Here is a 14,686-nt window from a genome sequence, read left to right as displayed (position 1 = left end):
CAATTACAATATTAAAAAACGATAAACATGAAAAGGAATAAAACGGAATGACCAAAGAGAAATAAAACGGGCAGCCATTTATGTGCTGCCCGTTATGCCGACTAAATGTGTTGGTTATTCTTGTTCATTGATGTTTGCATCATCTGCACCATTGACTTCTTGGCTTTCATCTGCACTTTCATCATCTTCAGTTTCAGCAACACGCTGCAAACCAACCACTTTTTCGTTTTCCGCTGTTCTAATCAAGGTAACACCTTGAGTATTACGACCAACCACACTAACCTCAGAAACACGTGTACGCACTAAGGTCCCCGCATCCGTGATCATCATGATTTGGTCTGTAGCATCAACTTGAATTGCACCAACAACATTCCCGTTACGCTCACTCACTTTAATGGAGATAACCCCTTGAGTTGCACGAGATTTCGTCGGATATTCCGCTTCTTCAGTACGCTTACCATAACCATTTTCAGTCACGGTTAAGATGTGCCCTTCACCACGTGGAATAATTAAAGAAACAACTTTATCGTCATCCATTAATTTAATACCACGCACACCGGTTGCAGTACGCCCCATTGGACGCACAGCATCTTCGGAGAAACGAACGACTTTACCTTGTGCTGAGAACAGCATAACTTCATTAGAACCGTTAGTTAAATCAACACCAATCAGTTCATCACCATCGTTGAGGTTTACAGCAATAATACCGGCACTTCTTGGACGGCTGAAATCTTGCAGAGGCGTTTTCTTGACAGTACCACTTGCGGTTGCCATAAAGACGGTGTAACCCTCTTCGTACTCACGCACAGGTAAGATAGCTGTAATACGCTCGTCTTGCTCCAGTGGCAGTAAGTTAACAATAGGGCGACCACGTGCACCACGGCTTGCTTCAGGCAATTGATACACTTTCATCCAATATAAACGACCACGGCTTGAGAAGCACAAAATGGTGTCGTGGGTATTGGCGACTAATAAGCGCTCAATAAAGTCTTCATCTTTCGTACGTGCTGCTGATTTACCTTTACCGCCACGGCGTTGTGCTTCGTAATCCGTCAGAGGCTGATATTTCACATAGCCTTGATGGGACAAGGTAACCACAACATCTTCTTGATTGATAAGATCTTCAATGTTGATGTCAGCCGTGTTTTCAGTAATTTCAGTGCGGCGCTTATCATTGTATGTGTCACGAATAATTTCTAATTCTTCGCGGATCACTTCCATTAAGCGTTCAGGGCTTCTTAAGATAAATAGTAGTGCTTCAATTTGCACTAACAGCTCACGATACTCTTCTAATAATTTCTCGTGCTCAAGACCCGTTAATTTTTGCAGACGTAGATCAAGGATGGCTTGTGCTTGTTGTTCCGTCAGGAAGTATTGCCCATCATGAACACCAAATTGCGCTTCAAGCCACTCAGGACGCGCAGCATCATCACCTGCACGTTCAAGCATTGCAGCCACGTTACCCAAATCCCAAGAGCGCGCTATCAGCCCAGCTTTTGCTTCAGCTGGCGTTGGCGCTTTACGGATTAATTCAATAATTGGGTCAATGTTCGCTAATGCAATCGCCAACGCTTCAAGGATATGTGCGCGCTCTCGTGCTTTACGCAGTTCGAAAATCGTACGGCGTGTGACCACTTCACGGCGATGACGGACGAAGGCCGCAATAATATCTTTCAGGTTTAATATTTTTGGTTGCCCTTGATGTAAAGCGACCATATTGATACCGAAAGACACTTGCAGTTGAGTCAATGAATATAAGTTGTTCAATACAACTTCACCCACCGCATCACGTTTTACTTCAATCACAATGCGCATACCGTCTTTATCAGACTCGTCACGCAGTGCACTGATACCTTCAACGCGTTTCTCTTTGACCAATTCAGCGATTTTTTCAATCAAGCGTGCTTTGTTTACCTGATAAGGAATTTCGCTGACAATAATGGTTTCACGACCACTTTTTTCATCGACTTCAACTTCAGCTCTGGCGCGGATATACACCTTACCACGGCCTGTTCTATAAGCGTCAATGATACCACGGCGACCATTTATAATAGCCGCTGTTGGAAAGTCGGGCCCTGGAATGTGTTCCATTAAGCCTTCAATACTAATATCTTCGTCTTCTATATAGGCAAGACAACCATTAATGACTTCGCCTAAGTTGTGAGGCGGAATATTGGTTGCCATCCCGACAGCAATACCTGACGACCCGTTAACCAGTAGGTTAGGGATTTTCGTTGGCATGACTTCAGGAATTTGCTCTGTACCATCATAGTTCGGAACGAAATCTACGGTCTCTTTTTCAAGATCCGCCAGTAACTCATGGGCAATTTTCGCCATACGGATTTCCGTATAACGCATTGCGGCTGCGGAGTCCCCGTCAACCGAACCAAAGTTCCCCTGACCGTCTACCAGCATATAACGCATAGAGAAAGGCTGAGCAAGACGAACAATTGTCTCGTAAACAGCGCTATCACCATGTGGATGGTATTTACCGATAACGTCCCCGACTATACGGGCAGATTTTTTATAGGGTTTATTCCAATCATTTCCCAATACATTCATCGCAAAGAGTACTCTACGGTGTACTGGCTTCAGCCCATCTCGAACATCTGGAAGTGCACGACCGACGATAACGGACATTGCATAATCCAAATACGAACTTTTCAGCTCTTCTTCGATATTGACTGGGGTGATTTCTCTGGCAATCTCGCTCATGGAACCACTGTCCCTCATAACTTCGGATTCAAAGAGTAGAACTATACCACAATTCGCCAATTTAATAAAAATAAGAGACGGGTATTTGTCTTTCAAGCTATGTATAATAGCGGAAAATTAAGTTTATGTGTCCGAAACTTGTGGGATTATTCATTAATAACTGCCTTAAGTGCATTATTGCTTAGATTATGACCATCAATAGTTAACGGACACCTATGGTCGCGCCCGATCCGTATCACCGTCAACGGCAATTTAACGACCATAGGGTTAAAAGAGGAGTTTTATCAATGAGTGATACCCAGACACCGACATACCTGAATGTCGATAAACAAGAAATTCAAAAATTTGAATCCATTGCATCACGTTGGTGGGATCTCGAAGGGGAGTTTGCCCCATTGCACCGCATCAACCCATTGCGCCTTGGTTATATCATGCAACGTGTCGATGGTATTTTTGGTAAAAAAATTCTTGATGTCGGCTGTGGTGGCGGTATTTTGTCTGAAAGCATGGCCCGTGAAGGTGCAGAAGTCACCGGACTTGATATGGGGGCTGACCCACTAATGGTCGCTCGTTTACATTCTCTCGAATCCGGTATTCCTGTTGAATATGTTCAAGAAACCGTTGAACAACATGCCGATAAACATCCTCAAGTTTATGATGTAGTCACTTGTATGGAAATGTTGGAACATGTTCCTGACCCGCAATCTGTCGTGAAAGCCTGCGCAAAACTGGTTAAGCCAGGAGGTCATGTCATTTTCTCAACCATCAACCGTAACAAAAAAGCGTGGTTAATGGCCGTTGTTGCTGCTGAGTACATCATGAAGATGGTTCCAAAAGGCACACATGATGCCAATAAGTTTATTCGCCCTTCTGAATTAATCGGTTGGATTGACGGAACACAGTTAAAAGATAAGCATATCACGGGGTTACATTACAACCCGCTCACTGACAAGTTCTGGCTTGGACCCAATGTCGATGTGAACTATATGCTCCATACAATCAGTGAGTAGTTCACTAATCACGAAAAGAATAAATCGCAAGCAGTACGTTTAAGAAATCAGCAAACGATCTAAGTTTACAAAATTTATTTTAGTCATCATGTCGGGGGCATTTTTTTTATTAGTCCCTTTTCCCATGCAGCTTACCGACATGATCACTTTTCTTATCCAACCAGTTATCCACAAGAACCTTCGAATTTGTTCACTTGATAAAATCGCATATTAACATTATCTTGTTATTGTCTACTCAATAAACTACTACATCTAGTAGTGAAGCTACACTAAACAATACTAGTCTCATGGCATTTAACCATGTGCTTTTTTATGTTTACAGCCCACTATTTGTAGTTCAACCAAGGTGTACTTACTCATGAACCAGAGTCTGTTAGTCACAAAACGTGACGGACATAAAGAACGCATTGATCTCGATAAAATCCACAAGGTAATAACCTGGGCCGCGGAAGGCCTAAGTAACGTATCTGTTTCACAAGTGGAGCTACGTTCTCAGATTCAGTTTTATGATGGGATCAGAACGTCTGATATTCACGAAACGATGATCAAAGCAGCAGCGGATTTGATTACTGGTGAAACACCAGACTATCAATACCTAGCTGCGCGTCTGGCTATCTTTAACTTGCGTAAAAAAGCATACGGTCAATTCGAGCCGCCAGCACTGTATACTCACGTAAAGCGCCTTGTTGAAATGGGCAAGTATGATAAGCATTTGCTGGAAGACTACACCCAAGCAGAGTTCGAGCAAATGGACAGTTTTATTGACCATTGGCGTGATATGAATTTCTCTTACGCAGCCGTTAAACAACTCGAAGGGAAATATTTAGTTCAAAACCGTGTTACGGGTGAGATCTACGAAAGCGCACAGTTCCTCTATATTTTAGTGGCGGCTTGTCTGTTCTCCCATTACCCAAAAGAAACCCGTCTAGACTACATTCGCCGTTTCTATGATGCAGTTTCAACATTCAAAATTTCTTTACCTACGCCTATTATGGCGGGGGTACGTACACCAACTCGCCAATTCAGTTCTTGTGTACTGATTGAATGTGGTGACAGCCTTGATTCTATCAATGCGACATCAAGTGCAATTGTTAAATACGTTTCTCAGCGTGCTGGAATTGGGGTAAATGCGGGCCGCATTCGTGCGTTAGGTAGCCCTATTCGTGGTGGTGAAGCTTTCCACACGGGTTGTATCCCGTTCTACAAACACTTCCAAACAGCGGTTAAGTCCTGCTCTCAAGGTGGTGTTCGTGGTGGCGCTGCAACATTGTTCTACCCAATTTGGCACCTCGAAGTTGAAAGTCTGTTAGTACTGAAAAACAATCGCGGCGTTGAAGGTAACCGGGTTCGCCATATGGACTACGGTGTACAATTAAATAGATTGATGTATGAGCGTTTGATTAAAAACCAAGACATCACCTTATTTAGCCCTTCAGATGTACCCGGTCTGTATGATGCTTTCTTTGCTGACCAAGACGAATTTGAACGTCTGTATGTGCAATATGAACAAGATGAGGCTATCCGTAAATCCAGCGTAAAAGCGGTTGAATTATTCTCATTAATGATGCAAGAACGTGCTTCAACTGGTCGTATCTATATTCAAAACGTTGACCACTGTAATACACATAGCCCATTTGACCCACAGGTTGCCCCTGTCCGTCAATCTAACTTGTGTTTAGAAATTGCACTACCAACGAAGCCATTGAATAACATCAATGACGAAGAAGGTGAAATTGCATTATGTACACTGTCTGCATTTAACTTAGGTGCAATTGATAACCTTGATGAATTGGAAGAGTTAGCCATCTTAGCTGTCCGTGCATTAGATGCCTTACTTGACTACCAAGATTACCCAATCATTGCGGCAAAACAAGGCTCTATGGGTCGCCGTACATTAGGTATTGGTGTGATTAACTACGCCTATTATTTAGCAAAACACGGTGTTCGTTATTCTGACGGTAGCGCAAACAACCTAACGCACAAAACCTTTGAAGCAATCCAATATTATCTGTTAAAAGCGTCAAATGATTTAGCGAAAGAGCAAGGTGCTTGCCCATGGTTCAATGAAACCACCTATTCTCAAGGTGTGTTACCTATCGATACCTATAAAAAAGAGCTCGATAAGTTAACGAACGAACCGCTGCATTACGATTGGGAAACACTGCGTAAAGATATTCAGACTTATGGTCTGCGTAACTCAACACTGTCTGCTTTGATGCCTTCTGAAACCTCTTCGCAGATTTCTAACGCAACGAATGGTATTGAACCACCACGCGGTTATATCAGTATCAAAGCATCGAAAGATGGTATCTTGCGTCAAGTGGTACCTGATTATGAAAACCTGAAAGGTGCTTATGAGCTATTATGGCAAATGCCATCTAATAGCGGCTACCTGCAACTCGTTGGTATTATGCAGAAATTTATCGACCAATCGATTTCTGCTAACACAAACTATGACCCAACTCGTTTCGAAAGCGGCAAAGTACCAATGAACCAATTGCTAAAAGATTTATTGCTCGCCTATAAGTTCGGTGTGAAAACACTTTACTACCACAACACCCGCGATGGTGCGGAAGATGTTCAGGGCGATCTGGAAGAAGTTGTTGAGTCAGCAGATTCCGATTGCGAAGGCGGCGCGTGTAAAATTTAATAGGAATTGTTATGTCACATACATATACAACGTTTTCACAGAAGAAAAATGACCAAATGCAGGAGCCGATGTTTTTCGGCCAACCTGTTAACGTGGCACGCTATGATCAGCAAAAATACCCTATTTTCGAAAAGCTGATTGAAAAACAGTTGTCGTTTTTTTGGCGTCCTGAAGAAGTTGACGTGTCTCGCGACCGTATTGACTACAATGGGCTGCCTGATCATGAAAAACATATTTTTATCAGTAATCTGAAATATCAAACGCTGCTTGATTCTATTCAGGGTCGCAGCCCTAACGTGGCACTACTGCCACTGATTTCGATTCCTGAGCTGGAAACATGGGTCGAAACATGGGCGTTCTCTGAAACCATTCACTCACGTTCATATACGCATATCATCCGTAATATCGTGAATGATCCGGCGATTATTTTTGATGATATCGTTGAAAATCAAGAAATTTTAAAACGTGCAAAAGATATTTCAGGCTTTTACGATGACCTCATCGAAATGACCAATTACTATCATATGTTTGGTGAAGGCACTCACAACTGTAACGGGAAGCAAATTACCGTTTCCCTGCGTGCATTGAAAAAGCAGTTATATCTGTGCTTAATGAGTGTTAACGCACTAGAAGCGATCCGCTTTTATGTCAGTTTTGCCTGTTCATTCGCTTTCGCTGAACGTGAGCTGATGGAAGGTAACGCAAAAATTATCAAGTTGATTGCGCGTGATGAAGCACTGCATTTAACCGGTACTCAACATATGTTGAACCTGTTACGTTCGGGGCAGGACGATCCTGAAATGGCAGAAATTGCAGCAGAATGCGAGCAAGAATGTTATGACTTGTTTCTTCAGGCCGCAGAGCAAGAAAAAGAGTGGGCAGATTACCTGTTCAGTGAAGGCTCTATGATTGGACTGAATAAAGATATTCTGTGCCAATATGTTGAATATATCACGAATATCCGCATGCAAGCTGTTGGTCTAAAACTACCGTTTGAAGCACGTTCAAACCCAATCCCATGGATTAATGCATGGTTAGTATCGGATAACGTTCAAGTTGCACCACAAGAGGTTGAAGTAAGTTCTTATTTAGTCGGTCAAATTGACTCTGAAGTCAACACCGATGATTTGAGTGACTTTGAACTGTAAGTATGGCCAGTCATAAAATCACCCTGCGGTTAACGCAGGGTGTGCAAATCCCCTACCACACTGAAGTTCATTCGTGTTTACTCGAAGCACTTGAAGACAGTCGGGTTCCTGTTGAGTACCAGTGTCGTGAAGGCTATTGCGGCTCATGCCGTGTGACATTATTGCGAGGGAAAGTCGGTTACAAGCGCAAACCTCTTGCATTTGTACAGGACGGGGAAATTTTACCTTGTTGCTGTCATCCACTGACTGATATTGAAATTAGCTAATTATAACGAGCGATTGCACCGTTTTTTCGATGCAATCGCTTTTCTACCTTATTTCAGCTTCATTGGTTCAATCTATCTGTTATAGATAACCATAAAGCCCCGCAAATACCCAACCAAACACACAGGAGACACCGACACCAATTAAGCCTGGTAAGATAAAGCTATGGTTGATTACAAATTTGCCAATACGCGTAGTTCCGGAACGGTCAAATTGAATAGCCGCCAGATCACTCGGGTAAGTGGGTAAAATATAATAACCATAACACGCTGGTGCCGATGCGATAATATAAGCAGGATCAACACCAATACCTAAGGCGATAGGTACCACTGCGGCTAATGCTGCTGCTTGGGAGTTAACAAACTTAGATACCAGTAATAAGATAACCGCATATGCCCATGGGAAGTCTTTCACTAAAGAGCCAAGTGTACCTTTAATCTCATCCATATGAGCGCCAAACATGGTTTCAGCCATCCACGCGATACCATACACCGCCACGATCGCTATCATCCCTGAACGGAATACCTCATTTTTTGAAATTTGCCCTGGATTGGTTTTACAGATAATGATGATGAGCGCACCCGCCAGCAACATAAACATCTGAATAACTAACACCATTGATAGCGGCTTGCCATTCACTGAAGGCCTTAACTCTGAGAATGCGCCAAGCAATGCTACAACCACGATAGATGCTAAGAAAATCCACATTGCTACCCAGTTAATTTTCGGTAGCTTTTTATCAAGCAGTGTCACACTGTCACCATACACGTAGTCATGGTTTTCAGGGACAGAAATAAACTCTTGGAATACTGGGTCTTTATCCAGATCTTTCCCTCTAAACCAGCTAAAGATACCGATAGCTAAGATACCAATTAAGGTTGAAGGGATAGTAATAGCTAATAAATCAAGAAATTCAAGTGACTTACCATTAATCGTCACACCGTTAAGCATGGCCACTAACGAAACAACAGCGACAGACACTGGGCTGGCAATGATCCCCATTTGTGCGCCAATACTACTCGCTGCCATCGGTCTTTCAGGACGTATATTATTTTTAATCGCTGCATCGTAGATGATAGGTAAAATGGTATATACCACGTGCCCTGTACCACACAAAATGGTTAATATACAGGTAACAAAAGGTGCCACAATAGAAATGTATTTTGGATTTTTCCGAAGTAATCGTTCTGCAATTTGTAACATGACATCCAAACCACCTGATGCTTGTAACGTTGCTGATGCGGCAACAACAGCAATAATCACAAGCATAACATCAACAGGTGGTTTTCCCGGCGGTAGTCCAAATCCAAATACTAAGATAACAAGACCAACCCCACCGAGAAGCCCTAATGCCATACCCCCTTTTTTTGCGCCATAAAACAAGCAAACAAGGATAATGGCAAGTTGAATCATAAAGTCCATAGTTCCATCCTTTTATATGTATTTGCCTCCTATTATCGAAATGATTTTCAAGCATTAATTTGATTTATGATAATTTTAAAAAAAATATAGTTTTATTTTTGTTGTGTTTATTGAGCCCTCATCACACTATTTACTTTAAGTAACTGCCATACTGTTTAGTCCATCAGATAATCCATTATAATCAATTAATTACCTCCATTTTTTTAACAAATAACCAAAGTTAAATTTACCTTTGGTTAGCGTTATTCGGCATTTTTCTTTCATTTATTAACCTTGTTTTTATTGATTATCACCCCATTATTTTCCTCAAATTACTGTAAACAAATATTTACATACACTGTAATTTACATTTGACACAATACGCGCAATCGCATAATCTGCATCACTGATTAATAACTCAGATTCAATTAGAGGAACTTGTGAAGAATCGTACCCTTGGCAGCGTGTTAATCGTTGCAGGAACAACAATAGGTGCAGGGATGTTGGCAATGCCACTTGCCGCTGCTGGTGTCGGTTTTACAGGCATCGTTTGTTTGCTTGTTGGGCTATGGATGTTAATGAGTTATACCTCATTATTGTTAGTCGAAGTTTATCAACATAACCCAGCCAATATGGGGTTAGGTACAATAGCGAAAAAGTACCTAGGCCCAGCTGGTCAAGTTGTCACAGGTTTAAGTATGCTACTACTGATGTATGCGCTAACAACCGCTTATATTGGTGGCGCTGGCGTGTTGATTTCAGACAGCCTTTCATCTTGGTGGGGAATTACTATAAGTACTAAGGCTGCCATTATTGCTTTCACCGTTATTGGTGGAGCGGTTGTCTGCATTGGTACGCATTCGGTGGATTTTATTAACCGAATTTTATTTACCGCAAAAACCATTTTCTTAGTCATTATGTTAGTTGTCATGATGCCGCATGCAGAAGCTGTAAACTTAAATGCCATGCCGATCGAAAAAGGTTTAATTCTCGCCGCTGTGCCCGTTATATTCACCTCATTTGGCTTTCATGGTAGCGTGCCTAGCTTAGTTAACTACATGAATGGTGATGTACGTAAACTGCGTATGATTTTCATTACCGGTAGCGCAATTCCATTGGTTGCATATATCCTCTGGCAAGTAGCGACACTTGGCTCAATCCCTTCAACAACATTTTTAGGTATTTTAGCGCAAGAGTCTGGTTTGAATGGCTTATTGACCGCCATTCGTGATGTCGTAGCAACGCCACGAGTCAATATTGCGGTTAGCCTATTTATGGACTTAGCACTTGCGACGTCTTTTTTAGGCGTTGCTTTAGGCTTGTTTGATTACCTTGCTGATTTATTTAAACGCAGTAACAGCTTATTCGGTCGTACACAAACTGGCGTATTAACCTTCGCCCCACCATTACTTGCAGCACTGTTCTTCAGTAGTTTCGTGCAAGCTTTAACTTACGCTGCGGTGGCATTATCTATCCTTGCTTTGATTGTCCCCGCCCTGCTGACGCTTAGAGTCCGCCAATTAGAGGCTAAAGGTGGGTATCAAGTCAAAGGCGGCATGCCTGTTTTAATGCTCGTATTACTCTGCGGTGTTGCAGTTATCGCTATCCAGTTCTTAATTGTCGCGGGTGTTCTACCGAACGTCGGTTAATCCATTGATGGATAAGGCCGTAATTGATAACTTCAATTGCGGCTTTTGTATCTTTGCAATTAAATACACCTTATTCCCAATAATTTCCCCTCAATTTAATAGATAGTAAATCCGTAATATTCATAAATTTATTTTTAATCTATTAATGCTCATTATTTCCTTATTATTTAATATATACTTCTTTAATTACGCTTTATTTCAGAAAATAATACCGAAAAGACACCCCTGGCTTTTTGCTTTATTGTGGTTGAAAGGAAAATAAGGGGTCAGGTTGAATGAAAGGAAAAAGTATTACTGCTGCCCATGATGCTGCATTTAAAGGTTTTATGACAAACATTGATAGTGCGCGTGATTTTTTTGAAATCCACTTGCCTGAACCCATAAAATCATTATGTAATTTCAACACATTAGAACTGACTAATTCATCTTTCATTGATAAACAACTGCGTTCTCGCCTATCTGATGTGTTGTATTCCGTTCAAACTACCCATGGACAAGGTTATTTGTACTTATTAGTTGAACACCAATCCACACCGGATAAACTGATGGCGTGGCGCTTAATGCATTACGCATTTTTAGCTATGAATCAACATATGCAACAAGGGAATACAGCGTTACCGCTTGTTGTACCAATCCTTTTTTACCACGGTGGTCGCTCCCCCTACCCACATACTTTATTGTGGACTGACTGTTTTCCCCTTGCTGATATCGCAAATCAGTTATACACACAGCCTTTCCCTTTAGTGGATGTGACCGTCATCGATGACAATGAATTAGTGAACCACCGTAAAATTGCCGTTATGGAGTTAGCGATGAAACATAAATATTTACGCGATGAGTTTCAACAGGTTCTTCCACTCTTGGCGCAAGCACTCAACAAACACTATAATAATGACAACGATGTAGTGACCATTATCAATTACCTGTTTATTACCTTGAACGCCACTAACTTTGAGCAAATTGTTCAAACCTTAGAGGAACAAACCGAACAACATAAGGAGACTATCATGAACATTGCGCAGCGATTACAGAATAAAGGTCGCCAAGAGGGGATCCAGCAAGGTATTCAAGAAGGTAGAGAAAAAGGTTTCACTGAGGCAAAACTCGCCATGGCAACTGAACTGCTTAAGCATGGCGTTAGCCCTGAGATTATCATGAAAAGCTCTGGACTAAGCCCTGAGGTGTTGACGTCACTATCCCATTGTAATGAAAATAAAAGTGAATGAGTTAGGTAAAATAGTTAAGTGAGAAAGTCAATCAATTTAAAGCAGATTCAATTAGGCCCAGTTTATGGACTACGCCCTTAGGCGCGCACTTGTGTACGCAACTAAGGACGTGAATAAGATAATAGTATTAAAATGAAAGCCCTGCGCCTAGATAAAGGCCATCTGCGATTTTCTCATTCGACTTATTGTGTGAGCCTTTCATTTCAATTACACGATAACCCGCATCAATAGATAATGGTTTAAACACCGTGTAACGTGCGCCTGCTTTAGCTTCAACATAAGACTTGCTACCTGAAGTCAGTGACTCTGGTGCACCATATGCCTCACCATAGATATTCAATGATGGCAGAGCTTGCCAATTCAAGCCACCACCCACAGCTAATGCTGCACCACTACTATTGTTATCGGGTGATAAATATAAACCTTTACCGCCAACATAAGCAGCAAAAGGTCCAACAGGGAGACCAAACGTGGCACCTAAACTGCCCATTTGACCGTCATGATCACTACGCGCCCAAGAACCATTAAATGCCAAACCCGCATTTTGATTTCCCAGACCTGCAGATAATTCAGTGTAGTGCTTACCTGCTTGCGCGCTCACAGAGACAGCTTGAGCTGAATTCATAAAAAATGGAGACATCGCCGCCACTAATAAAACCACTTTGCGCATTATTTTATCCTCTTTAAGTTGTTACCTATGGATTTTACGCGATTATTACAGGTTTCTCAGCCTTTATTACTCAGATTTACGCGTCTAACTCGCGACTATACACATAGTTGCCACCAATAACACAGAACTTATTCACTTCTGAACACCCGAAATCTCGCTTATATCACATTCAATCACAGTGATTGGTTATATTAATTAGATAATCATATCCATAATTACTATACTGAATTACAGGTTTATTGTAGTGCTATTTTTGTTTTATTACAAAATTATCACTTTTTAGTTAGGTTTATGTAGTCATTAAATTCAAAATCAGGAGCATTGTGATGAAGAAAAAAGGCCTTACTACCGCCTCTGGCGCCCCCGTTGCCAATAATAATAATGTCATGACCGCAGGTAAACGTGGTCCAATGTTGTTACAAGATGTCTGGTTCTTAGAAAAATTGGCTCATTTTGACCGCGAAGTGATCCCTGAAAGACGTATGCATGCAAAAGGTTCTGGTGCATTTGGGACATTTACCGTCACTCACGATATTACACCTTATACCCGTGCAAAAATTTTCTCTGAAGTGGGTAAAAAAACAGAAATGTTTGCTCGTTTTTCAACGGTTGCCGGTGAACGAGGTGCCGCAGATGCTGAGCGCGATATTCGTGGTTTCGCACTCAAATTTTATACCGAAGAAGGTAACTGGGACATGGTTGGTAATAATACCCCCGTGTTCTATTTTCGTGATCCATTAAAATTTCCAGATTTAAACCACGTAGTGAAACGCGACCCTCGATCAAACTTGCGTACGATGGAACACAAGTGGGCATTTTTTTCCCAATTGCCAGAATCGTTACATCAACTCACGATTGATGCAAGTGATCGTGGTCTCCCTCGAAGCTATCGCCATATGCACGGTTTTGGTAGCCACACCTATAGTTTTATCAATAGCAACAATGAACGTTTCTGGGTGAAATTTCACTTCCGCTGCCAGCAAGGCATCGAAAATCTTTCTGATGAACAAGCTGAGCAATTAGTGGGTAAAGATAGAGAGAGTTCACAGCGCGATTTATTTGAAGCGATTGAAAAAGGGGATTTTCCACGCTGGAATTTACAAGTACAGATCATGCCTGAAAAAGAAGCCTCAACGGTGCCTTACAATCCGTTTGATCTGACTAAGGTTTGGCCGCATAAAGATTATCCATTAATCGATGTGGGCTATTTCGAACTAAACCGTAATCCGGATAATTACTTTGCTGATGTTGAACAAGCCGCATTTAGTCCTGCTAACGTAGTGCCTGGAATTGGTTTTTCACCGGATAGAATGTTGCAAGGGCGTCTATTCTCTTACGGTGATGCTCATCGTTATCGTCTGGGAGTCAATCACCACCAAATTCCTGTCAATGCACCTCGATGCCCATTCCATAATTATCATCGTGATGGGGCAATGCGTGTGGACGGTAATAGTGGTAATCACGTGACTTATGAACCCAATGAAGCAGGCTTGTTCCAAGAGCAACCTGATTTTAGTGAGCCACCATTATCAATTGAAGGTGCTGCTGACCATTGGGATCACCGCGAAGATCAAGACTATTTCAGCCAGCCACGTGCATTATATGAACTATTAGATGATGCCGAACATCAACGTATGTTTAAACGAATTGCGGGCGAGCTCATTGATGCAACGGAAACCACACAAGTACGGCAAATTGAGTTATTCAAACAAGTACACCCTGAATACGGTGCAGGTGTTGAAAAGGCGTTAAATGCATTGAAGAAATAAGGAAGAGACCACGGCGGGCCATCAACCCGTCGTCAGACTGTTGCCAAACATAACATGTTTGGCAGTAGGTTAGATAACCAGTTGAAAACAAACATGTAAAATCAATGTATTGATTTTTGTCTGATAACCCAAAGTGGGAAAACCACGTTTTTCCCACTTTTTCAATATCTAATAGGGTGCGGCT

Annotated in this window: 10 protein-coding genes; 7 read left to right on the top strand and 3 right to left on the bottom strand. The window is 41.8% G+C overall.

The annotated features are described in order from the left end of the window. Positions 1 to 114: 114 nt before the first annotated feature. On the bottom strand, positions 115 to 2,715 hold the full coding sequence (gene gyrA / locus AB6N04_RS04955) for a DNA topoisomerase (ATP-hydrolyzing) subunit A (RefSeq protein WP_369310799.1): 2,601 nt from the start codon (positions 2,713 to 2,715) through the stop codon (positions 115 to 117). Between the two features lie 287 nt (positions 2,716 to 3,002). Here gyrA and ubiG point away from each other — a divergent pair, with 287 nt between their 5' ends. From ubiG to yfaE, 4 genes are all read left to right on the top strand, one after another. Beyond that, positions 3,003 to 3,725: a bifunctional 2-polyprenyl-6-hydroxyphenol methylase/3-demethylubiquinol 3-O-methyltransferase UbiG gene (gene ubiG / locus AB6N04_RS04950; RefSeq protein WP_369310798.1), complete on the top strand. Its 723-nt coding sequence runs from the start codon at positions 3,003 to 3,005 to the stop codon at positions 3,723 to 3,725. A gap of 358 nt (positions 3,726 to 4,083) precedes the next feature. Next, positions 4,084 to 6,375, top strand: coding sequence for a class 1a ribonucleoside-diphosphate reductase subunit alpha (nrdA, locus tag AB6N04_RS04945; RefSeq protein ID WP_369310797.1), 2,292 nt, complete (start codon positions 4,084 to 4,086; stop codon positions 6,373 to 6,375). An 11-nt stretch (positions 6,376 to 6,386) separates the two neighbouring features. Beyond that, positions 6,387 to 7,523 (top strand): class Ia ribonucleoside-diphosphate reductase subunit beta, encoded by a 1,137-nt coding sequence (gene nrdB / locus AB6N04_RS04940; protein ID WP_369310796.1) that lies wholly within the window; start codon positions 6,387 to 6,389, stop codon positions 7,521 to 7,523. A gap of 2 nt (positions 7,524 to 7,525) precedes the next feature. Then, on the top strand, positions 7,526 to 7,789 hold the full coding sequence (gene yfaE / locus AB6N04_RS04935; protein WP_369310795.1) for a class I ribonucleotide reductase maintenance protein YfaE: 264 nt from the start codon (positions 7,526 to 7,528) through the stop codon (positions 7,787 to 7,789). Between the two features lie 79 nt (positions 7,790 to 7,868). Here yfaE and AB6N04_RS04930 read toward each other — a convergent pair whose 3' ends face one another. Further along, positions 7,869 to 9,209, bottom strand: coding sequence for an anaerobic C4-dicarboxylate transporter (locus tag AB6N04_RS04930; protein WP_369310794.1), 1,341 nt, complete (start codon positions 9,207 to 9,209; stop codon positions 7,869 to 7,871). A 479-nt stretch (positions 9,210 to 9,688) separates the two neighbouring features. Here AB6N04_RS04930 and tyrP point away from each other — a divergent pair, with 479 nt between their 5' ends. Further along, entirely contained in the window at positions 9,689 to 10,837 is a 1,149-nt protein-coding gene (tyrP, locus tag AB6N04_RS04925; protein WP_369310793.1) for a tyrosine transporter TyrP, read from the top strand. 275 nt (positions 10,838 to 11,112) lie between these two features. Beyond that, positions 11,113 to 12,063: an Rpn family recombination-promoting nuclease/putative transposase gene (locus AB6N04_RS04920; RefSeq protein ID WP_369310792.1), complete on the top strand. Its 951-nt coding sequence runs from the start codon at positions 11,113 to 11,115 to the stop codon at positions 12,061 to 12,063. A gap of 127 nt (positions 12,064 to 12,190) precedes the next feature. On the opposite strand, the gene AB6N04_RS04915 is transcribed toward AB6N04_RS04920, so the two are convergent. Next, positions 12,191 to 12,733: a YfaZ family outer membrane protein gene (locus AB6N04_RS04915; RefSeq protein WP_353243150.1), complete on the bottom strand. Its 543-nt coding sequence runs from the start codon at positions 12,731 to 12,733 to the stop codon at positions 12,191 to 12,193. A 326-nt stretch (positions 12,734 to 13,059) separates the two neighbouring features. On the opposite strand from AB6N04_RS04915, the gene AB6N04_RS04910 reads away from it, so the two are divergent. After that, positions 13,060 to 14,502, top strand: a complete 1,443-nt coding sequence (locus AB6N04_RS04910; RefSeq protein WP_369311981.1) for a catalase — start codon at positions 13,060 to 13,062, stop codon at positions 14,500 to 14,502. Positions 14,503 to 14,686 lie beyond the last annotated feature (184 nt).

The organism is Providencia rettgeri, assembly GCF_041075285.1.
GTDB lineage: Bacteria > Pseudomonadota > Gammaproteobacteria > Enterobacterales > Enterobacteriaceae > Providencia > Providencia rettgeri_G.
The sequence above is the reverse complement of the archived record's forward strand: the minus strand, read 5'-3'. Positions and strand labels throughout refer to the sequence as shown.

Bases quoted from the DNA above. Each gene is read 5' to 3' on its own strand.
- gyrA (WP_369310799.1), bottom strand. From the start codon at position 2,715: ATGAGCGAGATTGCCAGAGAAATCACCCCAGTCAATATCGAAGAAGAG.
- ubiG (WP_369310798.1), top strand. From the start codon at position 3,003: ATGAGTGATACCCAGACACCGACATACCTGAATGTCGATAAACAAGAA.
- nrdA (WP_369310797.1), top strand. From the start codon at position 4,084: ATGAACCAGAGTCTGTTAGTCACAAAACGTGACGGACATAAAGAACGC.
- nrdB (WP_369310796.1), top strand. From the start codon at position 6,387: ATGTCACATACATATACAACGTTTTCACAGAAGAAAAATGACCAAATG.
- yfaE (WP_369310795.1), top strand. From the start codon at position 7,526: ATGGCCAGTCATAAAATCACCCTGCGGTTAACGCAGGGTGTGCAAATC.
- AB6N04_RS04930 (WP_369310794.1), bottom strand. From the start codon at position 9,209: ATGGACTTTATGATTCAACTTGCCATTATCCTTGTTTGCTTGTTTTAT.
- tyrP (WP_369310793.1), top strand. From the start codon at position 9,689: ATGTTGGCAATGCCACTTGCCGCTGCTGGTGTCGGTTTTACAGGCATC.
- AB6N04_RS04920 (WP_369310792.1), top strand. From the start codon at position 11,113: ATGAAAGGAAAAAGTATTACTGCTGCCCATGATGCTGCATTTAAAGGT.
- AB6N04_RS04915 (WP_353243150.1), bottom strand. From the start codon at position 12,733: ATGCGCAAAGTGGTTTTATTAGTGGCGGCGATGTCTCCATTTTTTATG.
- AB6N04_RS04910 (WP_369311981.1), top strand. From the start codon at position 13,060: ATGAAGAAAAAAGGCCTTACTACCGCCTCTGGCGCCCCCGTTGCCAAT.